Source organism: Xanthomonas sp. NCPPB 901 (assembly GCF_056725085.1).
Window position 1 is genome coordinate 1,151,441 of the sequence record NZ_CM161511.1, and the last position, 24,386, is coordinate 1,175,826.

Annotated in this window: 18 protein-coding genes; 14 read left to right on the top strand and 4 right to left on the bottom strand. The window is 71.0% G+C overall.

Features of this window, described 5'->3' with window-relative positions; all coding sequences use genetic code 11:
• Nucleotides 1-1,037: 1,037 nt before the first annotated feature.
• The 3 genes from mpl to AC1PME_RS04740 all read left to right on the top strand — a co-directional run bounded on the left by mpl (nt 1,038) and on the right by AC1PME_RS04740 (nt 3,855).
• On the top strand, nt 1,038-2,477 hold the full coding sequence (gene mpl, locus AC1PME_RS04730) for a UDP-N-acetylmuramate:L-alanyl-gamma-D-glutamyl-meso-diaminopimelate ligase (RefSeq protein ID WP_481097464.1): 1,440 nt from the start codon (nt 1,038-1,040) through the stop codon (nt 2,475-2,477).
• A gap of 31 nt (nt 2,478-2,508) precedes the next feature.
• Complete coding sequence (locus AC1PME_RS04735) at nt 2,509-3,090, top strand: LON peptidase substrate-binding domain-containing protein (RefSeq protein WP_254460517.1); 582 nt, start codon at nt 2,509-2,511, stop codon at nt 3,088-3,090.
• A 294-nt stretch (nt 3,091-3,384) separates the two neighbouring features.
• Nucleotides 3,385-3,855, top strand: coding sequence for a protease inhibitor I42 family protein (locus AC1PME_RS04740; RefSeq protein ID WP_307548835.1), 471 nt, complete (start codon nt 3,385-3,387; stop codon nt 3,853-3,855).
• 58 nt (nt 3,856-3,913) lie between these two features.
• On the opposite strand, the gene AC1PME_RS04745 is transcribed toward AC1PME_RS04740, so the two are convergent.
• On the bottom strand, nt 3,914-5,926 hold the full coding sequence (locus AC1PME_RS04745) for a bifunctional DedA family/phosphatase PAP2 family protein (RefSeq protein ID WP_481097465.1): 2,013 nt from the start codon (nt 5,924-5,926) through the stop codon (nt 3,914-3,916).
• Between the two features lie 338 nt (nt 5,927-6,264).
• Nucleotides 6,265-7,659: a GntP family permease gene (locus tag AC1PME_RS04750; RefSeq protein ID WP_307548839.1), complete on the bottom strand. Its 1,395-nt coding sequence runs from the start codon at nt 7,657-7,659 to the stop codon at nt 6,265-6,267.
• Between the two features lie 280 nt (nt 7,660-7,939).
• Here AC1PME_RS04750 and AC1PME_RS04755 point away from each other — a divergent pair, with 280 nt between their 5' ends.
• The 5 genes from AC1PME_RS04755 to AC1PME_RS04775 all read left to right on the top strand — a co-directional run bounded on the left by AC1PME_RS04755 (nt 7,940) and on the right by AC1PME_RS04775 (nt 12,816).
• Entirely contained in the window at nt 7,940-8,602 is a 663-nt protein-coding gene (locus AC1PME_RS04755; protein WP_481097466.1) for a serine/threonine-protein kinase, read from the top strand.
• A 147-nt stretch (nt 8,603-8,749) separates the two neighbouring features.
• Entirely contained in the window at nt 8,750-9,565 is an 816-nt protein-coding gene (locus AC1PME_RS04760; protein WP_481097467.1) for an SDR family oxidoreductase, read from the top strand.
• Nucleotides 9,566-9,758: 193 nt separating this feature from the next.
• A complete protein-coding gene (locus AC1PME_RS04765) occupies nt 9,759-10,919 on the top strand; it encodes an ROK family transcriptional regulator (protein ID WP_254460523.1) in 1,161 nt (386 codons plus the stop codon).
• A 114-nt stretch (nt 10,920-11,033) separates the two neighbouring features.
• A complete protein-coding gene (locus AC1PME_RS04770) occupies nt 11,034-11,456 on the top strand; it encodes a VOC family protein (RefSeq protein WP_254460524.1) in 423 nt (140 codons plus the stop codon).
• Between the two features lie 127 nt (nt 11,457-11,583).
• Complete coding sequence (locus AC1PME_RS04775; protein ID WP_307548845.1) at nt 11,584-12,816, top strand: acetylornithine transaminase; 1,233 nt, start codon at nt 11,584-11,586, stop codon at nt 12,814-12,816.
• A gap of 364 nt (nt 12,817-13,180) precedes the next feature.
• Here the strand turns inward: AC1PME_RS04775 and AC1PME_RS04780 are convergent, their stop codons facing one another.
• A complete protein-coding gene (locus AC1PME_RS04780; protein WP_481098070.1) occupies nt 13,181-13,798 on the bottom strand; it encodes an HAD-IA family hydrolase in 618 nt (205 codons plus the stop codon).
• Nucleotides 13,799-14,086: 288 nt separating this feature from the next.
• Between AC1PME_RS04780 and AC1PME_RS04785 the strand changes: the two genes are divergently transcribed.
• The 6 genes from AC1PME_RS04785 to azu all read left to right on the top strand — a co-directional run bounded on the left by AC1PME_RS04785 (nt 14,087) and on the right by azu (nt 21,372).
• The gene (locus AC1PME_RS04785) at nt 14,087-16,783 is read left to right on the top strand and encodes a TonB-dependent receptor plug domain-containing protein (protein WP_481097468.1); all 2,697 of its coding nucleotides are present in this window, start codon (nt 14,087-14,089) and stop codon (nt 16,781-16,783) included.
• A gap of 209 nt (nt 16,784-16,992) precedes the next feature.
• On the top strand, nt 16,993-18,567 hold the full coding sequence (locus AC1PME_RS04790) for a flavin monoamine oxidase family protein (protein WP_481098071.1): 1,575 nt from the start codon (nt 16,993-16,995) through the stop codon (nt 18,565-18,567).
• Entirely contained in the window at nt 18,564-18,989 is a 426-nt protein-coding gene (locus AC1PME_RS04795) for a c-type cytochrome (protein ID WP_254460528.1), read from the top strand. The genes AC1PME_RS04790 and AC1PME_RS04795 overlap by 4 nt, the downstream gene beginning before the upstream one ends.
• A 43-nt stretch (nt 18,990-19,032) precedes the next feature.
• A complete protein-coding gene (locus AC1PME_RS04800) occupies nt 19,033-19,542 on the top strand; it encodes a RidA family protein (RefSeq protein ID WP_254460529.1) in 510 nt (169 codons plus the stop codon).
• Between the two features lie 32 nt (nt 19,543-19,574).
• Nucleotides 19,575-20,762: a pyridoxal phosphate-dependent aminotransferase gene (locus AC1PME_RS04805; RefSeq protein ID WP_307548849.1), complete on the top strand. Its 1,188-nt coding sequence runs from the start codon at nt 19,575-19,577 to the stop codon at nt 20,760-20,762.
• 169 nt (nt 20,763-20,931) lie between these two features.
• The gene (azu, locus tag AC1PME_RS04810; RefSeq protein ID WP_481098072.1) at nt 20,932-21,372 is read left to right on the top strand and encodes an azurin; all 441 of its coding nucleotides are present in this window, start codon (nt 20,932-20,934) and stop codon (nt 21,370-21,372) included.
• Between the two features lie 129 nt (nt 21,373-21,501).
• Here the strand turns inward: azu and AC1PME_RS04815 are convergent, their stop codons facing one another.
• The gene (locus tag AC1PME_RS04815; protein ID WP_481097469.1) at nt 21,502-24,279 is read right to left on the bottom strand and encodes a winged helix-turn-helix domain-containing protein; all 2,778 of its coding nucleotides are present in this window, start codon (nt 24,277-24,279) and stop codon (nt 21,502-21,504) included.
• Nucleotides 24,280-24,386: the final 107 nt, after the last annotated feature.

Consider the following 24,386-nt stretch of genomic DNA (forward strand, 5'->3'; position numbering starts at 1 on the left):
CAGCGGATGCGTCATGCACAGGCAAGCATTGTGGGAGGGACTTCAGTCCCGACGCGACGACAGGTGGTTGCCGCAGGGAGACGATCGTCGCAAGGGCCGGCGAGGCCATTGTATCGCGCGTCGCGGCTGAAGCCGCTCCCACAAGTGGGTGCCTCGCCAGCGGATGCGTCATGCACAGGCAAGCATTGTGGGAGGGACTGCAGTCCCGACGCGACGACAGGCGGCTGCTGCAATGCGGGGTGATCGTCTCAGGGGCCGGCGAGGCCATTGCATCGCGCGTCGCGGCGGAAGCCGCTTCCACAAGTGGGTGCCTCGCCAGCGGATGCGTCCTGCACAGGCAAGCATTGTGGGAGGGACTTCAGTCCCGACGCGACGACAGCCGGCTGCCGCAATGCGGGGTGATCGTCTCAGGGTCCGGCGAGGCCATTGCATCGCGCGTCGCGGCGGAAGCCGTTCCCACAAGTGGGTGCCTCGCCAGCGGATGCGTCATGCACAGGCAAGCATTGTGGGAGGGACTTCAGTCCCGACGCGACGACAGCCGGCTGCCGCAATGCGGGGGCGATCGTCTCAGGGGCCGGCGATGCCATCGCATCGCGCGTCGCGGCTGAAGCCGTTCCTGCGAGGGCAACGACGTGTCCCGTTGCGCTGAGGCAACGCGAGGGATTGGAGCTGTTCCGCTGTCGGCCGGCGGTGCAGCGCGAGCGCCAGCCGTGGGCGCGCATCCGGCTTGCCACGCAGGGCCGGGATCGGGAAAAGAGGGTGCCAGCGAACGGGCTTGCTCAGGGCCCCACGACATGAGCTCCCTTGGGAATGGTCTCTTGGGGAGTAGAACCACAGGGTGTCGAGGCTGGCCCGTTCATTTTCGGCGTCGGCTCCCGACTTGCCTATCGGGGACTTCCCTCAGCCGATGTGGGGGATTTCCTGCTTGACCGCGCGGCGGCTAGGCGCGCCCCGCATCGGCCGCGCGCGGCCTGCCACCGCCAAGGGCCGGTGTCACGCCGGTTTGCGTGGGTCGGGGGATCGGCGACAATCGGCCCATGAGCAAGATCCATATTCTCGGCATCGCCGGTACGTTCATGGGCGGTGTCGCCGCGCTGGCGCGCGAGCTCGGCCATGCGGTCGAGGGCAGCGACCAGGCGATCTACCCGCCGATGTCCACGCAACTGGAGCGCCTGGGCATCGCGCTGAAGCAGGGGTACTTGCCCGAGCACATCGCCGCGGACTGCGACCAGGTGATCGTCGGCAACGCGCTGTCGCGCGGCAACGCCGCGGTGGAGGCGGTGCTCGACGCCGGGCGCGCCTACACCTCCGGCGCGCAATGGCTGAGCGAGCAGGTGCTGCCGGGCCGCGACACCCTGGCAGTGGCCGGCACTCACGGCAAGACCACCACCACCAGCATCCTGACCTGGCTGCTGCAGGCGGCCGGCCGCGAACCGGGTTTCCTGATCGGCGGCGTGGCCGAGGACTTCGGCGTGTCGGCGCGGCTGGGGCGGCCGGCGGCCGAACCCGCATCCGGCGCTGCGCGCCACCTTCTCCCGGGAGAAGAAGATAATCGGGGGCCGGACCTGGCGGAGCGGCCACTGTTCGTCGTCGAGGCCGACGAGTACGACACCGCGTTCTTCGACAAGCGCAGCAAGTTCGTGCACTACCGGCCACTGGTGGCGATCCTCAACAACCTCGAGTACGACCATGCCGACATCTTCCCCGACGTCGCCGCGATCCAGCGCCAGTTCCATCATCTGGTGCGGACCGTGCCGCGCCGCGGCCGGCTGATCGTCAACGGCGAGGACGCGCACCTGCGCGAGGTGCTGGCGATGGGCTGCTGGACCCCGGTGGAGCGCTTCGGCTTCGATCCGGCCTTCGACTGGAACGCGCGCCTGCTCGCCGCCGACGGCAGCCGCTTCGCGGTGCTGCATCGCGGGCATGAACTGGGCGAGGTGGAATGGCCGCTGCTCGGCCGGCACAACGTGATGAACGCGCTGGCCGCGCTGGCCGCGGCGCATGCGGTGGGCGTGGCGCCGGCGCAGGTGATGCCGGCGCTGGCGCGCTTCCGCAGCGTCAAGCGGCGCCTGGAAGTGCTCGGCCAGGCGCAGGGCATCACCGTGTACGACGACTTCGCCCATCATCCCACCGCCATCCGCACCACCCTGGAGGGCCTGCGCGCCAAGGTCGGTGCGGCGCGCATCGTGGTGGCGATGGAGCCGCGCAGCAATTCGATGCGATTGGGCGCGCATGCCGAGGCGCTGGCGCCGTCGCTGGACGCCGCCGACGCGGTGGTGTTCCTGCAGCGGCCGGAACTGGCCTGGGACGCCGGCAAGGTGATCGCCGCGGTGCGTGGCGACGCCTGTGCGGCGGCCGACGTGGATGCATTGCTGGCGGCGCTGCAGGCGCAGGCGCGCGCCGGCGACCATGTGGTGTTCATGTCCAACGGCGGTTTCGACGGCGCACCGCGGCGCTTCCTGGCAGCGCTGCAATGACGCCTCAGCGGCGGCGCCGCGAGGCAGGCGCGTGAGCGCGCAGCGGACCACGCTGCCGCTGTTCCCGTTGCACGCGGTGCTGTTGCCCGGCGCCTCGATCAAGCTGCGGGTGTTCGAGCGCCGCTATCTGGACCTGGTCCGCGAATGCGGGCGCACCGACAGCGGCTTCGGCGTCTGCCTGATCCTGGACGGTAGCGAGACCGGCGCCCCGGCGGTGCCGGCGGCGTTCGGCACCGAGGCGCGCATCGTCGATTTCGATGTCGGCGCCGATGGCGTGCTGGTGCTGAGCCTGCGCGGCGCGCGCCGTTTCCACGTGCTGCGCAGCCGGGTCCGCGACAACGGCCTGGTGGTCGGCGACGTGGAATGGCGCGAGGCCGACGGCGACGACGAACTGCGTCCGCAGCACGCGCTGTTGGCGACCGTGCTGGACAGCATCCTCGACCAGGCCGCCGCGGTGTATCCGGTGGATGGCCCGCGCCAGCTCGACCAGGCCGCCTGGGTCGGCTGGCGCCTGGCCGAACTGCTGCCGCTGGACGAGCGGCAGCGCCTGTCGCTGCTGCAGGACGACGATCCGCATACGCGGCTGGATCAGTTGCTGGCCTGGATTCCCTGAGCGAGGCGGGCGAGGGCGGCTCCGCGCGCCGTCCTGGTCCGCGCGCGGAGCACGGCCTTGCCGGCATCGGCGCAGGGCCGGACACCCTGACCACGGCGCGCCGCCCTCGCGCGGCAGCGCCCCACGGCGGGCCACACGCGCGCAGCGTTCCCGCACACGGCATTCAGCGCGCCGCTAGCAGGCGCAGGCGACGCTTGGCGGCGATCGGTGGCCGAACTCGGCTGCCGGTAACGGCATACCGCCCTGGCGGCCTGACGTCCTGACGTCCCATCCACGCACGATCGAGGACTTTGTATGAGGCATTCCTTCCTGCTGTTGTTGCTGTCCGCCGGCGCCGCCGCCAGCCTGCCGGCCATCGCCGCCGAGCCGCCCGGCAACGCCGCCGCGGCCAAGGCCGACTGCGCGCGCGGCGCCATCGCCCTGGTCAACGGCAACGCCGATCAACTGTCGCCGAAGACCTGCCTGGCGCCGGGGATGAAGCCGTTCCCGCTGCAGCGCGGCCAGATGTTCACGATCACGCTTTCCGAGAACGGCTCGACCGGCAGTGCCTGGGCATTGCGTACCCTGCCTGCGCCGCTGTCGCTGCTCGACATCGAACATGCGCCGGGCACGAACTGCGCATCGGGGCAGATGGGCTGTCCCAGCACCATCACCTACACCTTCAAGGCAGTCGGCCAGGGCAGCGGCGCGATCGATCTGGTCTACGCCCGGCACTGGGAAGATCACGCCACCGATTCGCGCTCGATCCAGGTCACGGTGAAGTAGCCGGCGCGCGCAGCCGCCCAACCGTGCGGACGACCGAGGTCCGCACGGGCAAGGCGACTCAGGGCGACGGCGGCGTCTGCCCGTCGCTGCGCACCAGCAGCACCGGGATCTCGCTGCGGCGGTGCATGTCCCTGCGCGTGGGCAGCGCGTGCAGCGCCCCGGTCACCGCGTTGAGCGCCGGATCGGCGCCGCGCAGCGGCCGCCACAGCCCGATCAGGTTGAAATGGCGTTCGTAGCGCAGGCTCTGCGCGCTGCCCAGCCACAGCGGCACATTGCCTGGCTCTAGACGCGCCGGCGCCGGCCACAGGCGCAGCGCGTACAGCTCGTCCGGATTCGGGCCGGGGCGCAGCATCAGCAGCGACTCCACCCGCGTGTCCAGCGTCGCCGGCAGCACCGGCACCTGCGCCGGCGTGGCCTTGTAGTCGAGCAACTGCAGTGCCTGCTGCCAGCCGGCCTGCGGCTGCACGCGCCAGCCGGCCGCTTCGAGCTGGCGCTGCAGCGGCGCCAGCGGTCCGGCCACCTGGATGTCCAGCGGCCAGCGCTGGTCGTCGTCGAACTCGTTGCGCCGCGACGGCAATTGCCGCCAGTCGTGCTGCCACCAGGCCGCATCCGACAGTTGCGTCAGTTGCGGCGGCGGCGGTTCGAACTTGGCCAGCTTGCGTTCCAGCTGGCGCGGCGCGTACCACAGCGCGGCGATCGCGAAGCCGCCGTAGAACAGCCAGGCCAGCGGCTTCATCCAGAATCCGCGGTTGAAACGGCGGCGGTAGGCGATGCCCAGCACCAGCAGCCAGAAGATGCCGAACAGCATGCCGCCGACCACGTCGCTGAGCCAGTGCGCGCCCAGGTACAGGCGGGCAAAGCCGATCAGGGTCACCACCGCTCCCGACAGCAGGTACGGCCACACCCGCGAGCGCCCCGGCAGTTCGCGCGCGATCAGCACCGCGAAGAAACCGAAGCTGATGGTGGCCATGGTCACCGCCACCGAGGGGAAGCCGAAACCGCTGCTGGCCGCCGGCGGCCGCACCACGTGCACGGTGGTGCCGAGCAGCTTGGTCAGGGCCAGGCCGAACGCCAGCGCCGCCAGCCAGTGCGCCGCGGCCATCCAGCGCCGGCGCCACGCCAGGTACAGCAGGCCCAGCGCGGTCGGCGGCAGCAGCACCTGCCAGTCGCCGAGCGAGGCCAGTGCGGTCATCGGGTAGTCGGCCAGCGGGTTGCGCAGGGCCAGCATCAGGTCGTGCACCGCCAGGTCCAGACGCAGCGGCTCGCCATGCGCCACCACCACCATCAGCAGCGCGAACCAGCCCCAGCCCAGCGCCAGCAGCATCACCGCCAGCATCGCCAGCGGCACCGATTCGCGCCGGTGCGGATCGAACACCGCGATCGAGTAGCGGCCCAGCACCGGATGCCGGCGCGACCAGTCCAGCGCGCGCGCCAGCAGCGCGTCCATGTGCCCGGCCGACCAGCGGTAGCCGTACAGCACGATCGCCCACACCAGGCCCAGCGCCAGCGCCAGCAGGCCCAGCACCAGGAACAGGCGGCCGGCGACCGCGGCGACCGCGTCGTAGGCCTGGCCCAGCAGCCAGCCCGGCCCCAGGAACAGCAGCGCCCAGGTCACCGCGGCCACGCTGCTGGGCAGCAGGTAGCGCCGCAGCGGCATCTTCATCATGCCGGCCACCGCCGGCACGAACGGCCGGATGGCGCCGACGTAGCGCGCCACCAGGATGCTCTTGAAGGCATTGCGGCGGAACATCGCCTCGCCGCGGTCGAGCAACTGCGGGTAGCGCTTGAACGGCCAGTAGTTGCGCAACTGGTGGCCCCAGCGGTAACCGACCCAGTAGCTGAGCGCATCGCCGATCAGCGCGCCGAGCGCGGCGCTGATCACGGCGTACGGGCCGGAGATCTGGCCCAGGCCGATCAGCACGCCGATCGCGAACAGCAACGGCAGCGCCGGCACCAGGGTGCCGAGGATGATGACCGCATCGCAGAACGCGATGGCGAAGATGACCACGCCGGCAAGGACGGGGTGTGCTGCGATCCACTCCAGCGTGGCATCGGTCCATGAGGCATTCATCGGGCGATTATAGAGGGCGCGGCGTGGCGTTCCTGCTGCAGCCGCGGCGATCGCCGCCCTCGCGGCTGCGCCGTTCAGATCCTCGGCCGCGACATCAGCGGCCGCTGCCGGCCGACGGGCGCAACCGAACTGCGTTGCCGACGCCGTGATTCCGGCGCCGCGCGGCGCCGGTCATCGTGCATCGGCGCCGTGGCGCGACACGACGCGCCACGCACGCGTGTGTCATCGCCGCGAGCGCCTGGGGGCGCAGCCTCCGTCGTTCACGCCGGGGACGACGTGAACGGCCACCGCACGACCGTGCGGGACCGGCCGCATCCCCACCAATATCGCCTGCAACCTCAGCCCAGCCGCGGCAACAGGTTCAGCAGCAACACCATGCCCAGGCCGACCAGCGCCACGATGGACTGCACCACCGAGATGGTCTTGGTGGCCTCGCCCATGCTCATGCCGAAGGATTCCTTCACCAGCCAGAAGCCGGCATGGTTGGCATAGTTGAAGAACAGCGAGCCGCAGCCGATCGACAGGGCCAGCAGCGGCAGGTTGAGGCTGGGCTCGGCGGCGCCGAGCGGCGCGAGCAATCCTGCGGCGCCCACCACGCCGACCGTGGCCGAGCCGGTGGAGACCGACAGCAGCATCGAGATCAGCCAGCCCAGCAACAGCGGCGACAGCGCCAGCTGCTGGCTCAGGCGCACGATCGCGTCGCCGACGTGGGCATCGGTGAGCACCTGCTGGAAGGCGCCGCCGCCGGCGATGATGAGCAGCACGCCGGCGATGGGTTTGACGCTGTCGCCCAGGGTCTTGCGCAGCGCCGCCGGCTCGCCCGGCCGCAGCACCAGCATGGCCAACAGCACGCCGAGCAGCATCGCGACGATGGGATGTCCGACGAAGGCGGCCACGTGCAGGGCCGGCGCGTCCTTGCGCAGCACCACCTCCGCCACGGCATGGCACAGCATCAGCAGCGCCGGCGCCAGCGCGACCAGCAGGCCGCGGCCGAGTCCTGGCAGCGGTTGCGCGGGAGCGGCTGCGCCGGCGTCCGCGTCGTCGGCCGCGGCGTACTGCGCGAGCATCGCCGCGTCCGGCCGCGCCTGCAGGCGCGGCGCGATGAACCTGCCGTACAGTGGCCCGGCCAGGACGATGGCCGGGATCGCCGCGATGAAGCCGTAGAGCATGGTGGCGCCCACGCTGGTCTGCAGCGTGGCGATGGCGGTGAGCGGACCGGGGTGTGGCGGCACCATGCCGTGCATTGCCGCCAGCGCGGCGATGACCGGCACGCCGACGTAGGCGTAGGCCGAGCCGTCGCGGTGACCGCGCGCCTCCAGCTTGCGGGCCACGCCGAAGATCAGCGGCAGCAGGATCACCAGCCCCACCTCGAAGAACATGGGGATGCCAACGACGAAGGCGACGCAGGCCATCGCCCACGGCAGCGCCCGCGGCGAGGCCCGGCGCAGCAGGGCGTTGGCCAGCGCGTCGGTGACCCCGGCCTGGGCCAGCACCTTGCCCAGCATCGCGCCCAGCGCCACGACCAGCCCGACCGCGCCGAGCGTCTTGCCCGCGCCGTTGGCGACGGCATGCACCAGCGCGTCCAGCGGCATGCCGACGGCCAGTCCGGTGGCCAGCGACACCAGCAGCAGCGCCAGCAACGGATGCAGCTTGGGCCGGGCCACGATCAGCAACACCAGGGCGAGGACGCTGAACAGCGCCACGGAAAGCAGATAGAGGTCGGTGGAGTGCATGAAAAGGAGCGCGTTGCCGTCAGTGCCGGAGGCCAAGCTTAGCGTGCCGGTGCGCGGCGGCCGTGCGGTGACCGCGGCGCGGGGCGGAACGCGTTGCATCGCGCGTCCGTGCGCGTGGAGAGAGGAAGGAGGGATTGGTGAGGGCGTCTGCTGCGGTTGCCCGCCCTGTCGGGCGCTGACGGGGAATTGGTGCCGGTGCGATCGTGCGTGGCCGCGGCGCGCGGTAGCGTCGCGACGATGGAACGGCGAGGGCACCTGGCGTTGCGCTTACACTTCCGCGATGCCTGTCGCCCCCACCCGTCCCGTGCAGATCCTCAAGTCCGACAGCTTCGGCCGCATCCTGTTGCTGGGCGAAGGCGAGACGCGCCTGGTCCGCCGCGACCTCACCGCCTCGCCGTGGTGGCTGCGGCTGCCGGCGTGGTGGCTGGCGCGGCGCGAGGCCCTCGCCCTGCGGCATCTGGACGGCATGGCGGCGACGCCGCAATTGCGCGGCTGGGACGGCACCTTCCTGGATCGCAGCTACCTGGACGGCGCGGCGATGTACCAGCGGCCGCCGCGCGGCGACCTGGCCTATTTCCGCGCCGCGCGGCGCCTGCTGCAGCAGGTGCACCGGCGCGGGGTGGCGCACAACGACCTGGCCAAGGAGGCGAACTGGCTGGTGCTGGCGGACGGCAGCCCGGCGCTGATCGATTTCCAGCTCGCCGTGCGCGGCGCACCGCGCTCGCGCTGGATGCGCCTGCTGGCGCGCGAGGACCTGCGCCACCTGCTCAAGCACAAGCGCATGTACTGCGCGCACGCCCTGACCCCGGTCGAACGGCGCCTGCTCAAGCGTCATTCCTGGGTGCGTGAACTGTGGTTCGCCAGCGGCAAGCCGGTGTACCGCTTCGTGACCCGGCGCCTGCTCAAGTGGGAGGACAACGAGGGGCAGGGGCCGAAGCCCTGAAGGGCCGGGAGTGGGGAATGGAGAATGGGGAATGGAAAAAGCGGAGCGCGTGTGCGTCTGGTCTGACGGGTGCGCGGCGAGAAGGCGTTAAGCTTTTCCGATTCCCGATTCCCGATTCCCGATTCCCGATTCTCCATTCCCACTCCAATGACCCTCAAAGGCAAAACCCTCCTTATCACCGGCGCCTCGCGCGGCATCGGGCTGGCGATCGCGCTGCGGGCGGCGCGCGATGGCGCCAATGTGGCGATCGCGGCGAAGTCGGCGGTGCCCAATCCCAAGCTGCCGGGCACCATCCACAGCGCGGCGGCGGCGGTGGAGGCGGCCGGTGGGCGCGCGATGGCGCTCAAGTGCGATATCCGCGAAGAGGAACAGGTGCATGCGGCGGTGGCGGCGACGGTCGCGGCCTTCGGTGGCATCGACATCCTGGTCAACAACGCCAGCGCGATCTGGCTGCGCGGTGCGCTGGAGACGCCGATGAAGCGCTTCGACCTGATGCAGCAGGTCAACGCGCGCGGCAGCTTCCTGTGCGCGCAGGCCTGCCTGCCGCATCTGCTGCGCAGCGCCAATCCGCACATCCTGACCCTGGCGCCGCCGCCGTCGCTGGATCCGAAGTGGTGGGCGCCGCATACCGGCTACACCCTGGCGAAGATGGGCATGAGCCTGGTCACCCTGGGCCTGGCCGGCGAGTTCGGCCCGCAGGGCGTGGCGGTCAATGCGCTGTGGCCGCGCACGCTGATCGCCACCGAGGCGCTGAACATGATCCCCGGCGTCGATGCCGGCAACGGCCGCCGCCCGGAGATCATGGCCGACGCCGCGCACGCCGTGCTGACCCGGCCGGCCGCCGGGTTCTACGGCCAGTTCCTGATCGACGACGCGGTGCTGGCGGAGGCCGGCGTCCACGATCTGTCCGGTTATGCGCAGGACCCGTCGCAGCCGTTGCTGCCGGACCTGTTTCTGGATTGATGCCCGGCGTTGCCGGGTACGCCGCGGTCACGCGGTTCGGACGCGGGAGGCGTCGATTGGCTGGTCGCAACGCGCCGCGCCGCATGCGAGCGCCGCGCTGCAAAAACGCGTTGTTCCACCCGATCGCGGTCGGTGCCGCAATGGCGGAGTGCGGCGCGGCTATGCTGCCGGGGTCTTCATGCCACCGCCGCCCATGCCCGCTCCTGTCGCCGTCGCCCTGCCGCGTGTTCCCGCGTCCCGCCATGCCATCCATGCCGATCTCAGCGACAACGAGCGCCACCTGCTCGATCGCCTGCGCCTGGCCGGTACCGCCACCCGCGCCGATCTCAGCCGCAGCACCGGGCTGACCGTGCAGTCGGCGGTGCGCCTGGTGGACGCACTGGCCGAGCGCGGCCTGGTCGCGATCGGCGCGTCGCTGGCGCATGCCGGCCGCGGCAAGCCGGGCGCGGGCATCGCGCTCAATCCCGGCTACGGCCACACCGTCGGCTACGCGATCGCGACCGATGCGCTGTCGCTGGCGCTGCTGGACTTCAGCGGCCAGATCCGCGCCACCGCCGAGCATGCGCTGCGCTCGACCGAGCCGGCCGCGCTGCTGGCGCAGTTGCGCGAGGCCGATGCGGCGCTGACCGCGGCGGCCGGCGCCGGGCTCGGTCCGCGCCTGGGCGCGGGCGTGGCGATGACCGGCTTCTTCGTCGAGGATGGCGTGCACATGAACCCGCCCGAGCCGCTGCGCGCGCTGGGCGAGCTGTCGATCGGCGACTGGCTGGCCGAGGCGCTGGCGCTGCCGGTGTGGGTGGACAACGACGGCACGGTGGCGGCGGCAGGCGAGAGCCTGCTCGGCATCGGCCGCCAGTACCGCGATTTCGCCTATCTGCACTTCAACTACGGCCTGGGCGGCGGCGTGGTGATCGACGGCGCCTGCCTGCGCGGGGCGCACGGCAACGCCGGCGAGTTCGCCGGCATGCTGCCGCAGCAGGGGCTGGAGCGCGGCACGCTGGAACTGTTGCGGCAACTGCTGGCCGAGGACGGCATCGCGCTGCCCGACATCCGCGCGCTGTTGGCGGCCTACGATCCGGCGTGGCCGGCGATCGAGCGCTGGATCGCGCGGGTGGCGCCGGGCCTGTCGCTGATCGTGTCGGCGATCGTGGCGATCTTCGATCCGCCGGCGGTGGTGTTCGGCGGGCGCATGCCGCGCGAGCTGGCGACGCGGCTGATTCCGCGCGTGCGCATCGACAATCAGCCGCGCCGCGGCCAGGCGCGGCCGTTGCCGTTGCTGCTGCCGGCCGCCGCCACCGCCGATGCCAGCGCGGTGGGCGCGGCGGCGCTGCCGCTGAAGGCCTGCTATTTCCGCTGAACCGGTCCCGCCACGGCGTCGCCGTGCCTGCACGCCGGCGGCGCTACCCTGTGCGCCCTCTGCGCGCGCCATCGCGGCATGGCGCCTCCCTCCCCCACCCTCGGAGCTGTCACGATGAAATACCTGCACGCCATGATCCGCGTCCACGACCTGGAGAAGACCAGCACGTTCTTCACCGAGGGCCTGGGCCTGCACGAGACCCGCCGCGTCGAGAACGAAGCCGGCAAGTTCACCCTGGTGTACTTCGGCGCCCCCGAGAACCCGGAGGCCGAAGTCGAGCTGACCTACAACTGGGGCTCGGACGAGGACTACGGCAGCGCCCGCAATTTCGGTCACCTGGCCTTCGAGGTCGACGACATCTACGCCCTCTGCGCGCACCTGCAGTCGCTCGGCGTGACCATCAACCGTCCGCCGCGCGACGGGCGCATGGCCTTCGTGCGCAGCCCCGACCTGATCTCGATCGAGCTGCTGCAGAAGGGCGGGGCGCTGGCGCCGGCCGAGCCGTGGGCGTCGATGCCGAACACCGGCGTCTGGTAAACGCGGCCAGCGCCCCTGCTGCGCCGCCCGCCGCACGCGCGGTGCTGCCGGTGGCGCCGTCGCCGACCGCCGCGCCTGCCGCGGCGGTCTCTATAATCGGTGCTTTCTCCACCGCAGGATTCCCTCGATGACCGCTTCTTCCGCCGCGGAGCTGATCGCCCTCGGTCAACGCTACAGCCTGCCGATCTACCGTCCGCGCCAACTGGTGCTGGAGCGCGGCCAGGGCGCCCGGGTCTGGGACAGCGAGGGACGCGACTACATCGACCTGTCCGCCGGCATCGCCGTGTGCGGGCTCGGTCACCAGGATCCGGACCTGCAGGCGGCGCTGCTCGAACAGGCCGGCAAGCTGTGGCACACCAGCAACGTGTTCTACAGCGAGCCGCCGCTGCGCCTGGTCGAGGAACTGGTGGTGGCCTCGCGCTTCGCGCACAGGGCCTTCCTGTGCAACTCCGGCGCCGAGGCCAACGAGGCGGCGATCAAGCTGGTGCGCAAGTGGGCCAGCGCCCAGGGCCGTCCGCCGCAGCGGCGGGTGATCGTCACCTTCCGCGGCAGTTTCCATGGCCGTACCCTGGCCGCGGTGACCGCCACCGCGCAGCCCAAGTACCAGGAGGGCTACGAGCCGCTGCCCGGCGGTTTCCGCTACGTCGACTTCAACGACATCGTGCAGCTGGAAACGGCGATGGCCGCCGGCGACGTGGCCGCGGTGATGCTGGAGCCGGTGCAGGGCGAAGGCGGGGTGATGCCGGCGGCGCCGGGCTTCCTGGCGCAGGTGCGGGCGCTGTGCGACCACCACGGCGCGCTGCTGGTGCTGGACGAGATCCAGTGCGGCATGGGCCGCACCGGCACCCTGTTCGCGCACTGGCAGGACCAGGTCACGCCGGACATCGTGACCCTGGCCAAGGCGCTGGGCGGCGGCTTCCCGATTGGCGCGCTGCTGGCCGGCCCGAAGGTCGCCGAGACCATGCAGTTCGGCGCGCACGGCACCACCTTCGGCGGCAACCCGCTGGCCGCGGCGGTGGCGCGGGTGGCGCTGCGCAAGCTGGCCTCGACGACGATCGCCGCCAACGTGTCGCGGCAGGCGGCGGCGCTGCGTACGGGCCTGGCGGCGCTCGACGAGGAATTCAGGCTGTTCTCGCAGGTGCGCGGGCGCGGATTGATGCTGGGTGCGGTCTTGAACCCGGCGCATGCGGGGCAGGCCGCGGCGATCCTCGACCACGCCGCCGCGCACGGGGTGCTGACCTTGCAGGCCGGGCCGGACGTGCTGCGTTTCGTGCCGTCGCTGAACATCACCGACCAGGAGCTGGCCGAGGGCTTGCAGCGGTTGCGTGCGGCGCTGCGGGAGTACGTCGGCACGCGTTGAGTCGATCGGCGCGCGCGGCAGTCGGCAGGTCGTGCGGCAACGACGATGCCGCACGGGTTGCGTGCGTGAGCGCGATCGGCCTTCGGCTGCCGGGAAGCGGTTTTTTGCCTGCGCAACGCCAGGCGCAGAAGCACTCCCGGACGTCATGCCCGCGCTACGCGCGGGTCGCGGGCAGGATGGGAATTCTCGGCAGGCGCATCCATGCGCCTGTCGACACGAGGCGCTGACTGCGCGCCGCCGCTGCGGGGCGTGATCCGACCCGCGCGCCGTGCCGCGCGGGCGACAGCCCCCCATCAACAACACGCGTGCGCAATCGCCGGTCGCTGCGGCAGTGGCCGCTGTTCCGCGCGCGTGGCCTCAGTGCCTATGCCAGGCCGTGCCGCGCCAGCGCGCGGCGCACCGCGCGCGCACCGCTGGCGGTTTCCGCGCGCATGCCGATGGCGCGGGCGCCGCGCACGTTGACGAACAGGTCGTCGAGGAACAGCGCGTGCCGCGGGGCGACGCCGAAGTGGTCGAGCGCACGCCGATAGACCTCGGCCTGCGGCTTGCGCCCGCCCAGCGTGCCGCTGCACAGCACCCGGCCCTGCAGCAACGGAAACAGCGCCGGCACGATCTGCGCGATCGCCTGGGCCATCAGCGCGCCGTTGTTGGTCAGAACGCCGATGTCGATGCTGCCGGCCAGTGCCAGGACGCGCTCGACCACGCCGGGGTCGCCGCGGCTGGCGACGACGCGCGCGGCGATCCAGTCGGCCTCGCGCACCTGCCTGCCCAGGCCCTGCCCGAGCCGTTGCAGGTAGTCGGCGGTGGCGATCTCGCCGCCGTCGTAGGCGGTTTCCAGTCCGGACGCGAACAGCACCTGCCGCACCTGTGCCGGTTCGCAGCCGCACTGCTCGGCCAGGCAGGCGATACGCGCCGCGCGGGTATACCCGGCCAGCACGCCGTCGAAATCGAGCAGCAGCAGGCGCGGGCGCGGCTGGGTCAACGCGGCCATGGCGCGGGCGGCGGTACGCAAGGGCGGTACTGGGGCATGCGACGGGTCGTAGGTGGGGGCACCCGAGATTAACCCAGTCCCCGCCGCGGCGAACGCGGCTACCCGCGCGGTGCTGCCGGTCGCGCGCGGCCCACCCGCATGCGGCCCACCTACCCCTCGACTGCGGCCGCTCGCCGCACCTCCCTGGCTATGGTTCCTTCGCGCCGCGTTCACGGCGTCGCCGGTCGGGGGACAGGTGCGTTTCCACGCGATATCCACGTCATCCAGGGGGTCTTGGGCATGAGCAAGCGATTGAAGACGCATCGTCTGGCGGAGTCGGTGCGCAGGGGGCTGGGGAACGCCGGGCATCGCCACGGAACCGCCACGCTGGCGCTGTTGCTGGCCGCCACGCAGGCGCTGCCGGCGCTGGCCGAACAAGGGGACGACCAGGCCACGACGCTGGATGCGATCACGGTCATTTCGACCGGCACGCGCAAGGCCAACATGGCGGTGACCGACAGCCCGGCGCCGATCCAGCTGGTCAGCGCGCAGATGCTCAAGCAGTCGGCCGCGCCGGACCTGATCAACGCCATCGCCAACCAGGTGCCGTCCTACAACGCCAACCAGACCGGCAACGACATGGCCAGCCAGACGCTCACCGCCAGTCTGCGCAACCTCTCGCCCAACCACACGCTGGTGCTGGTCAACGGCAAGCGCCGCCACATCACCTCCAACGTCAACACCACCACCGGCGCGGCGTCGGCGGACCTGTCGTTCATCCCGGCCGCGGCCATCGACCACGTGGAAGTGCTGACCGACGGCGCCGCGGCGCTGTACGGCTCGGACGCGATCGCCGGCGTCATCAACATCATCCTGAAGAAGAACCACGAAGGCGGCGAGGTGGATGCCGGCTACGCCGGCTACAAGGACGGTGGCGGCGGCACCGATTCGTGGGGCGGCAACATCGGCTTCGGCAGCGACGCGGCGTACTTCAGCCTCAGCGCCGAGGTCGAGAACCGCAAGACCGTGTACCGGCTCGGCTCCTACAGCTACGCCGACTGCGTGGCCAACTACGCCGACTGCTCGGCGGTCAATCCGAGTATGGCCGAGTTCCTTGCCGACGACGTGCGCGGCATGACCCTCAACCCGCGCTTTCCCAACGTCAACGCCTGGCTCAATCCGCCGGAAGTGCACCGCAAGGTGCTGTTCTTCAACTCCGGCGCGGTGCTCAGCGACACGCTCGAGTTCTACGCGTTCGGCAGCTTCGGCAAGAAGACCGCGCAGTCGGAGGAGAACTACCGGCGTCCCAGCCAGGACGGCGGCTATGTCGATCCGGCGACCGGTGCGGTCAGCCACAAGTACCCGCTGGGCTTCAATCCGTCCGAGGCCTCCGACGAGGTCGACTACGAACTCACTGCCGGCCTGAAGGGCGTGCTGGCCGACTGGTCCTGGGATTTCTCCAGCAGCTACGGCAAGAACAAGATGGACGTGTACACGCTGAACTCGATGAACTTCAGCCTGTGGCAGGAGGACGGCTACTCGCCCGAGGATTTCTACGACGGCAGCTTCTGGGCCAGCCAGTGGACCACCAACCTCAACGCCACCCACGATTTCGAGGTCGGCCTGTCGCAGCCGCTGACCTTCAACGCCGGCATCGAATACCGCCGCGACCGCTACGGCATCGATGCGGGCGATCCGACCTCGTACTACGGCGCCGGCGCGTCTTCCTTCCCCGGCTACAACCCGTTGTTCAACACCGGCTCCTACAGTCGCCACAGCTACGCCGCCTATGCCGACGTGGTGTTCAACCCGACCGAGAAGTGGCTGCTGGACGTGGCCGGACGCTACGAAAACTACAGCGACTTCGGCAGCAAGGTGGTCGGCAAGCTGACCACCCGCTTCGACATCAGCGACACGTTCGCGGTGCGCGCCACCGCCAGCACCGGCTTCCGTGCGCCGACCCTGCAGGAAGGCTACTACTCGGCGGTGCAGGTCGGCCCGACCAGCGCCACCCCGACGCTGCAGCCCAACAGCGCGGCCGCCGCCGCGCTGGGCTTCGGCAGCCTGAAGCCGGAGACCAGCACCAACTACAGCCTGGGCTTCGTGTTCCGGCCGATGTCCAACTTCGACAGCACGCTCGACTTCTACCGCATCACCATCTCCGATCGCATCGGTGTGGGGACCTTCGAATACTCCCGCGCCGGCGAGCCGGGCGACACCAACGGCGACGGCGTCCCCGACGCGACCTACAACACCGCGCTGGGCCAGGCCCTGGTCGACTTCGGCTACCTGGGCGGCATCGATCCGTCCGCGCCAGGCGGCTCGCTCGACGCCACCGCGCGCCAGAACATCTCCGTGGCGATCTTCAACAATTCGCTCAAGACCCGCAGCAGTGGCGTGGACTGGGTGACCAACTACGTCAGCGAGTTCGACTGGGGCTCGATCGACTGGATCCTGGCGGCCAACTACAACAAGACCGAGGTGCTCGACGCCAAGCCGGCACCGCAGGTGCTCGGCGGCGCCACCATGTACAGCGCGGCGACGCTGATCAACCTGGAGAAGAACGCGCCGCAGTACCGGGTCAACCTCGGCGCCACCTTCAACATCGGCAAGTTCAGCCTGCGCGTGACCGAGGCGATCTACGGGCCGCAGTACCAGTTGGTCACGCCGTACGACGACTGGAACGGCGCGATCTTCCCGGCCAGCGTGCTGAGCAAGCTCGACGTGGTCGACGTCAACGGCGCGCCGTACTACAAGCAGGAGATCGGCACGCTGGCGCTGACCAACGTCGAGCTGACCTACCGGCCCACCGATCGGCTCACGGTCAGCATCGGCGCCGACAACGTGTTCAACAAGTACCCGGACAAGATCCCGGCGGCGGCCTACAACTACCTCGAGAAGAACTACCTGAGCTACTACAACTCGCCGTACCTGACCGGCAGCCCGATCGGTTACTTCGGCGCGCGCTACTACGCCAAGCTCACCTACCGCTTCTGACCGCCATGGCGCGCAAGCCCCTCTCCTCCCGGGGGAGGGGTTGGGGGTGAGGAGCCGGCCACCGCCGCACCCCCACCCACCACCCGCGCACCTACCCGCCCCATCGCGGCCTACCCGCCACCTCCGATCCGCGCCGCCGCCGCGACGGCTATGGTCGATCCGCCATCCGCGAGACGATGTCCACGATGCACGCAGCCCCCAAGGGAGCCATGACCCGCCGCCAGTTGCTCGCCAGGATCGGCCTGGCCGGCGGTGGCGCGATGATGTACCAGGCGATGCACAGCCTGGGCCTGGCCGCCGAATCGCGCTTCACCGGCGTGCCGCGGCTGGACGGCGACGCCAGGGGCGCCTCGGTGCTGGTGCTCGGCGCCGGCCTGGCCGGCATGACCGCGGCCTACGAACTGCGCAAGGCCGGCTACCGCGTGCAGGTGCTCGAGTACAACGCGCGCCCTGGCGGCCGCAACTGGACGCTGCGCGGCGGCGACCGCTACACCGAACTGGGTGGCTTCACGCAGCAGTGCGGGTTCGACGAGGGCATGTACCTCAACCCGGGGCCGTGGCGCATCCCGCACCACCACAAGGCAGTGCTGTCCTACTGCAAGCAGTTCGGGGTGGCGCTGGAGCCGTTCGTGCAGGTCAACTTCAACGCGCTGCTGCACAGCCGCACCGGTTTCGGCGGCAGGCCACAGCGCTTCCGCGACATCGACGCCGACTACAAGGGGCACGTGGCCGAACTGCTGGCCAAGAGCACCAAGCAGGGCGCGCTGGACGCGCAACTGCAGCGCGAGGACCAGGAGATCCTGCTCGAGTCGCTGCGCAACTGGGGCGCGCTGGACAAGGACTTCGGCTACGTCAAGGGCCGCGAGAGCAGCGAGCGCCGCGGCTTCGCCAAGTATCCGGGCGGCGGCCTGTCCGGCAAGCCGGAGTTCTCCGAACCGTTCACCACCGAGGACATCCTGCGCTCGCGGCTGTGGACCACGCTGGCCGCAGGCAACAACTACGAGATGCAGACCGCGATGTTCCAGCCGGTCGGCGGCATGGATCAGATCGGCAAGGCCTTCGCGCGCCAGCTCGGCGATGCGATCCGCTACAACGCGCGGGTCACCCGCATCGACCAGGACGCGCATGGGGTCAGCGTCGCCTACCAGGATGCGGACGGCAGCGAACAGTTGGCCAAGGCCGACTGGTGCGTGTGCACGATCCCGCTGTCGATCCTCAGCCGCATCCCGATCGCGGTGGGCGAGAAGATGGCCGCGGCGATCGGCCAGGTGCCGTACGCGGCCTCGGTCAAGGTCGGGCTGCAGTTCAAGCGCCGCTTCTGGGAAGAGGACGAGGCGATCTACGGCGGCATCAGCTACACCGACCTGCCGATCACCCTGATCAGCTATCCGAGCACCGGCTTCCAGAGCGCCGGCAAGGGCGTGCTGCTGGGCGCCTACGTGTGGGGGCTGGAGGCGTTCGAGTTCACCTCGATGACGCCGGCGCAGCGCGTGGCCAAGGCGGTGGAGTACGGCACGCAGCTGCATCCGCAGTACCCGCGCGAATTCGACAACGGCATCGCCGTGGGCTGGCACCGGGTGCCGTTCACCCACGGCTGCTTCGGCATGTGGAGCGATGCCGCGCGCGCCGAGCACTACGAGAACCTGTGCCAGATCGACGGCCGCATCGCCCTGGCCGGCGAGCACGCCTCCTACATCCCGGCCTGGCAGGAAGGCGCCATCACCTCGGCACTGGACGCGATCGAGCGCCTGCATCGTCGCGTAGTCAACGGAGCTAGCGCATGAAGCCGGATCGTTCCTGGATGCTCGCCGCGGCGATCGCCGCCGCGCTGGTCGCGCTGATGCTGCCGCCGATCGGCCCGGCCGCGGCGCAGAGTTCCGACGCCACCCCGCTGTACCCGCAGGCCGAGTTCACCACCACCTCGGGTGCCACCGTGTACGCGGCGATCTGCCAGGGCTGCCACATGCCTGACGGGCAGGGCGCGCGCGGCGGCGGCGAGTATCCGGCGCTGGCCGGCAATCCCAAGGTGGCCGCCGCGCCCTACGTGGCGATGATGGTGCTCGACGGCCACGGCGGCATGCCCGGCTTCGCCGACACGCTCAACGACCGCCAGGTCGCCGAGGTGGTGCACTACGTGCGCAGCCAGTTCGGCAACGACTATCCCGGCCGGCTCAGCGCCGAGGACGTGCACGCGCTGCGGCACTGAGCCGGCGCCGCCCCTTCCCCGTTCCGATCGCAAGGAGTTCCGCATGCGTCATCGTGTCGTTTCCCGTTCGCTCCGTGCCGGCCTGTGCGCCGCGCTGTGGCTGCCCGCGCTGGCCGGCGCCGCCGAGATCGTGCGGCACAAGATTCCCAACAGCGATTTCCCGATCTCCGCGGCGGTGGAGGTCCCGGCCGGCAAGACCACGGTCTATCTGAGCGGCGCAGTGCCGCGGCCGCTCGATCCGAATGCGCCGAAGGACACGCCCGCCACCTACGGCGACACCAAGGCACAGACGGTCAGCGTGCTGTCGCAGATCAAGGCGCAGCTGGAAGGCATGGGCCTGGGCATGCGCGACGTGGTCAAGATGCAGGCGTTCCTGGTCGGCGACCCGGCGCTGGGCGGGAAGATGGATTTCGCCGGCTTCATGGAGGGCTACCGGCAGTTCTTCGGCACGCCCGAGCAGCCCAACCTGCCGGCGCGCTCGGCGTTCCAGATCGCCGCGCTGGGCAATCCGCTGTATCGCATCGAGATCGAAGTGGTCGCGGTGCGTCCGTAATTCCTTCGCCACGTTCTTGCCAGGAGTCCCGCATGCAGCAGTCGTCGCCTTCGCGCCGCAGGTTCCTCCAGCAATCGGCGCTGGTCGCCGCAGCCGGCCTCGGCACGCCGTGGCTGGCGCAGGCCGCCCCCGCCGCGGCGCAGGCGGCCGGCACCGCGCTGGCGCCGGTGCTGATCAACGCCAACGAATATCCCGGTGGTCCCTCGCCGGCGGCGCAGCGCGCGATCGCCGCGATCGCGTCCAGCGGCGGCCGCTACCTCGGCGAACTGCAGCTCGAGTTGCTGCAGACCCTCGCCACCCAGCTCGGCGTGGGCTTGGACCACCTGATGGCCTACGCCGGCTCCACCGAGCCGCTGGACTACGCCATGCTGGCGTTCACTTCGCCCGGCGCCTCGCTGGTCACCGCCGATCCCACCTACGAATCCGGCTGGCGCGCCGCCGCGCGCAACGGCGCCAAGGTGATCAAGGTGCCGCTGCGCAAGGACGACGCGCACGATGTGCAGGCGATGTGCGCCGCCGACGCCCGGGCCGGGGTGATCTACATCTGCAATCCGAACAATCCCACCGGCTCGGTGACCCCGCGCAAGGACCTGGAGTACGCGCTGGCGCACAAGCCCAAGGGCAGCGTGCTGGTGGTCGACGAGGCGTACCTGCATTTCTCCGACAGCGCCAGCAGCATGGTCGATCGCGTCGCCGCCGGCGACGACGTGATCGTGCTGCGCACCTTCTCCAAGCTCTATGGCATGGCCGGCATCCGCCTGGGCTACGCGGTGGCGCGACCCGAGCTGCTGGCCAAGCTCCAGTTCTACAGCATCAACAGCCTGCCGGTGACCGCGGTCGCCGCGGGCCTGGCCAGCCTGCGCGATCCGGCGCTGGTGCCGCAGCGGCGCGCGCTCAACAGCGCCATCCGCAGCGACGTGGTGCGCTGGCTCGACACGCAGGGATACGCCTGCACCGCCTCGGAGAGCAACTGCTTCATGGTCGACGTGAAGCGCCCGGCGAAGGAGTTCATGGATGCGATGGCGACCTATGGCGTGTTCGTCGGCCGCAGTTGGACGCTGTGGCCGGAGCGCTCGCGCATCACCGTCGGCACCGCGGCGGAGATGGCGCGGTTCAAGCAGGCGTTCGCGCAGGTGGCCGCGGGCAAGCGCGGACCGCTGCCGGTGCCGGCGCCGCTGGCGTCGCACGATCCGCTGCATGGATTCTTCCGCAACGCCTAACCGCTGCGCGTGCGCTGCATGCCGCGACGCGCGTGCGCCTGCCGTTGACAAGCGTTCGCGCGAAGGCAGACAGTCGTGGCGCTGCCGCTGCACGCGCAGCGCGTGGCGGCGCACTCGACGTCGCTGCGCTGTTCCCATCGTCAAGGAGCCTTTCTTGAAAGCAACCTCGCTGTCCCCTTTGCTGGTCCTCGCCGCGCTCGCGTTCGCGCCGGCGGCCTGGGCCAAGACCTGCGCGGTGACCATCACCGGCACCGACCAGATGTCCTTCGACCAGGCCCAGATCAAGGTCGCCGCCGACTGTACCGAGGTGGCGCTGACGCTCAAGCACAGCGGCAAGCTCGCCGCGGCGGTGATGGGCCACAACTGGGTGCTGACCAAGACCGCCGATTTCCAGGCCGTGGCCAATGCCGGCGTCAGTAGCAGCCTGGCCGACAGCTACCTGCCCAAGAACGATGCGCGGGTCATCGCACACACCAAGGTGATCGGCGCCGGGCAGTCGGACACGATCACCTTCTCCACCGCCAAGCTCGCCAAGGGCGGCGACTACACCTTCTTCTGCTCGTTCCCGGGGCACTGGACGATGATGAAGGGCAAGTTCGTGTTCGGCTGAGGCGCCACGCGCGCAGGTCGCGACCGCAGTCATCGCGCTGCGGCGTTTCGCGCGCAGGCCGATGCCGCGGGAGCGGTCGAGCGCGTTCCCGCAGGATCCTGGCGGTGCGCGATGCGTGCGCCGCCGCGCTCAGTCCGCTGCGCGCTCCGGCGGCGCCGCGCGCTGCAGCAGCCCGCGTTGCAGCGCACTGGCCAGGGCGGCCTCGCGGTTGCCGGCTTCCAGCTTGCGGTACAGGTTCTTCAGGTGGAACTTGACCGTGTTCTCCGATAGCGCCAGGCGCCGCGCGATCTGCTTGTTCGCGGCGCCCTGCGCCAGCAGCGCCAGCACTTCCAGTTCGCGTTCGCTGAACAGCTCGGCGCCGTTGTCCTGGTCGTGGCGCAGTTTGTCGAGCAAGGCCTGGATAGTCATCGCCAGCGTGGTGTTGGGCGCCGCCTGCGGGTCCTGCTGGCGCGCCATGCGCAGCAGCGCTTTGCCCGGCACGCCCAGTTCCAGCAGGCACTGCCAGGCCTGGGTGCTGGCCACGTGTTGCAGCGCGTGGCGCAGGTAGGGCAGGGCGGCGTCGGACTCGCCGCGGTCGTGCAGCACCAGCGCGATGCGCGCGCGGGCGCGGGCCAGATGCGTCTGATTGTCGGCGGCCACGCAGCGCGCTTCCACGCCCTGCAGCACCGCCAGCGCGGCGCGGGTGCGGCCGCCCAGGCGATGCCAGCGGGCCAGGGCAAACCCCAGCGCGGTGAGGAAGCGCCAGTCCTGCGGCTGCGCCAGGGCGTGGGTGAAGCGCGCCTCGCCGCTGGCGCGCGCGATCAGCAGGTCGATCGCCGGCGACGGCGGCTGGTCGAGCAGCACGTGCAGTCGCCAGGCCAGCGCCAGGTCGGCGAGCCGGCCCAGGTGCCGGGCGTGCGCGATCCGGTCGATGTGGTCGAGCAGGTCCAGTGCGGCGCGGCCGCTGCGGTCGTGCTGCCGTGCCAGCACCAGCGCGGTTTCGTAGCCGGCGGCGTACACGTCCAGCCAGCCGTCGTGCTGCTCGAGGAACTCCAGCGCCGGCTGCAGGCAGTCCGCGGCCGCGTCGTAGCGGCCGTGTTCGCATTGCAGCTGCGCCAGCAGGCACTGGCCGACCGCCTGCAGGGTGGGGTCGAGCTGCTGCTGACGCTGGGCGATGGCCAGCGCCTGGCGGCAGGTGGCCTCGGCCCGGTCCAACTGGCCGCGGTAGAAGTGGCTCTGCGCCAGGTGGGTCAGCGCATAGCTGGCCCCGACCTCGCTGCCGCTGGCCTGCATCGCGGTGCCGGCCAGTTGCGCATAGCGTTCGGCGCCGGCGAAATCGGCGCGGCCCAGCGCGGTGGTGGCGCAGATGCACCACAGGGTGCCGCGGCCCAGGTTGTCGTCCTCGTCCAGCGCGGCGGCCTGTGCAGCGATCTGCGCCACTCCGCGCCGGTTGGCGCAGACCTGGTCGAGCAGATCGCGCAGCAACGCCACCACCACGGTGTAGTCGCGCTCGAACGGCGCGCGTGCCTGCTCGGGGAAATCGCGGAACCGTTCCAGCAGGGTCTGCGCGTGCGCGAACTCGCCCAGCTTCATGTGCAGGTAGGCCTGGGTCAGGGCCAGCGCCGGCCGCTCGCCGATGCTCTGGCGCGGGAAGCGGCGCAGCAGCGCGCGCACCGGCGCGGTGCCGTGGCGCAACAGCAACTGCCAGGTGCCGGCGCGGGCGATGCAGTCGGCGGCGCTGTCGATGGCGCCGCCGCGTACCGCGTGGCGCACCGCCTCGGGCAACTGCCCGTGCGCGTCGAACCATTGCGCGGCGCGCCGGTGCAGCTGTGGCGCCAGCCCGGGCGTCTCGCGCTCCAGTTGCTGGGACAGGTAGTCGGCGAACAGCGGATGGAAGCGGAACCATTCGTGCTCGCCGTCCAGCGCCACCAGCAGGCCCTGGAAGTGCGCCAGCCGTTCCAGCAGGCGGCCGCTGTCGTCGCGCTCGCGCACCGCGTCGGCGAGCGCGGCATTGAACCGCTCCAGCGGCGACAGCTGCAGCAACAGCGCGCGCAATGCCGGATCCAGATCGTTGAGCACCTGCTCGGCCAGGTACGCCGCTAGCTCGGCGGTGCGTCCGGAAAAACGGCCCAGGTCGTCGCGGCGGTGCTCGTCGCCGCCCAGCCACAGCCCGGCCAACTGCAGCGCGACTGCCCAGCCCTCGGTCTGGCGGCGCAACTGGCAGGCCATCGCCACCGGGACCTGCGGTCCCAGCAGCGCCGCCGTCTCCGCCTCGTCCAGCGCCAGTTCGCGCGCGCCGATGCGTTCCAGCTGGCCCTGCAGCGCCCAACGCGCCAGCGGCAGCGCCGGCGCGCGCCGCGTCGCCAGCAGCAGGTGCAAGTGGCCGCCGCCATGTTCGACCAGCCGCGTCACCACCTCGTCGAGCGCGCCGGCCTGGCTGCGGTCGTAGTCGTCGAGGATGACCCGCAGGCGCCGCGGCGCCGCGCGGATCGCGCGGATCAGGCTCGGCACGGTGGCGGCCACGTCCAGGTCCTGGCCCTGCTGCTGCAGCGCGGCCTGCAGCGGCGCGCCGAGTTCGACCCCGGCCTCGCGCGCGGCCAGCGCCAGGTAGGCGAGGAAGCGCCCGGGATCGGCATCGTCCTCGTCCAGCGACAGCCACGCCACCGCGGCCTCGCCGCGCTCGCGCAGGCGGTGGTGCCATTGCCCGAGCAGGGTGGTCTTGCCGAATCCGGGCGGCGCCAGCAACACGGTCAACGGCAGCTCGGCGGCGCGGTCCAGGTGCTGCAGCAAGGCCTCGCGCGGCACCGTGGCCACGCGTGCGCGCGGCGGCGCGAGCTTGTCGGCCAGCACCCAATCGGGCACGGCAGGGCCGCCGTCGTGCGGGGACGCGGGGAGACGCGGGTTCAACAGCGTGACAGGCTTGAGCATGTCGCCAGCGGTGTCGTCTGTAACGGTCGCCCTTGCGCCCTCCGGCGGTTCGGGTAACGGGACGGAACCGGGCGCGCGCTGCCGCGCCGCGCGGAGCGCGGAACGGT

Bases quoted from the DNA above. Each gene is read 5' to 3' on its own strand.
- mpl (WP_481097464.1), top strand. From the start codon at position 1,038: ATGAGCAAGATCCATATTCTCGGCATCGCCGGTACGTTCATGGGCGGT.
- AC1PME_RS04740 (WP_307548835.1), top strand. From the start codon at position 3,385: ATGAGGCATTCCTTCCTGCTGTTGTTGCTGTCCGCCGGCGCCGCCGCC.
- AC1PME_RS04745 (WP_481097465.1), bottom strand. From the start codon at position 5,926: ATGAATGCCTCATGGACCGATGCCACGCTGGAGTGGATCGCAGCACAC.
- AC1PME_RS04750 (WP_307548839.1), bottom strand. From the start codon at position 7,659: ATGCACTCCACCGACCTCTATCTGCTTTCCGTGGCGCTGTTCAGCGTC.
- AC1PME_RS04755 (WP_481097466.1), top strand. From the start codon at position 7,940: ATGCCTGTCGCCCCCACCCGTCCCGTGCAGATCCTCAAGTCCGACAGC.
- AC1PME_RS04760 (WP_481097467.1), top strand. From the start codon at position 8,750: ATGACCCTCAAAGGCAAAACCCTCCTTATCACCGGCGCCTCGCGCGGC.
- AC1PME_RS04765 (WP_254460523.1), top strand. From the start codon at position 9,759: ATGCCCGCTCCTGTCGCCGTCGCCCTGCCGCGTGTTCCCGCGTCCCGC.
- AC1PME_RS04770 (WP_254460524.1), top strand. From the start codon at position 11,034: ATGAAATACCTGCACGCCATGATCCGCGTCCACGACCTGGAGAAGACC.
- AC1PME_RS04775 (WP_307548845.1), top strand. From the start codon at position 11,584: ATGACCGCTTCTTCCGCCGCGGAGCTGATCGCCCTCGGTCAACGCTAC.
- AC1PME_RS04785 (WP_481097468.1), top strand. From the start codon at position 14,087: ATGAGCAAGCGATTGAAGACGCATCGTCTGGCGGAGTCGGTGCGCAGG.
- AC1PME_RS04790 (WP_481098071.1), top strand. From the start codon at position 16,993: ATGACCCGCCGCCAGTTGCTCGCCAGGATCGGCCTGGCCGGCGGTGGC.
- AC1PME_RS04795 (WP_254460528.1), top strand. From the start codon at position 18,564: ATGAAGCCGGATCGTTCCTGGATGCTCGCCGCGGCGATCGCCGCCGCG.
- AC1PME_RS04800 (WP_254460529.1), top strand. From the start codon at position 19,033: ATGCGTCATCGTGTCGTTTCCCGTTCGCTCCGTGCCGGCCTGTGCGCC.
- AC1PME_RS04805 (WP_307548849.1), top strand. From the start codon at position 19,575: ATGCAGCAGTCGTCGCCTTCGCGCCGCAGGTTCCTCCAGCAATCGGCG.
- AC1PME_RS04815 (WP_481097469.1), bottom strand. From the start codon at position 24,279: ATGCTCAAGCCTGTCACGCTGTTGAACCCGCGTCTCCCCGCGTCCCCG.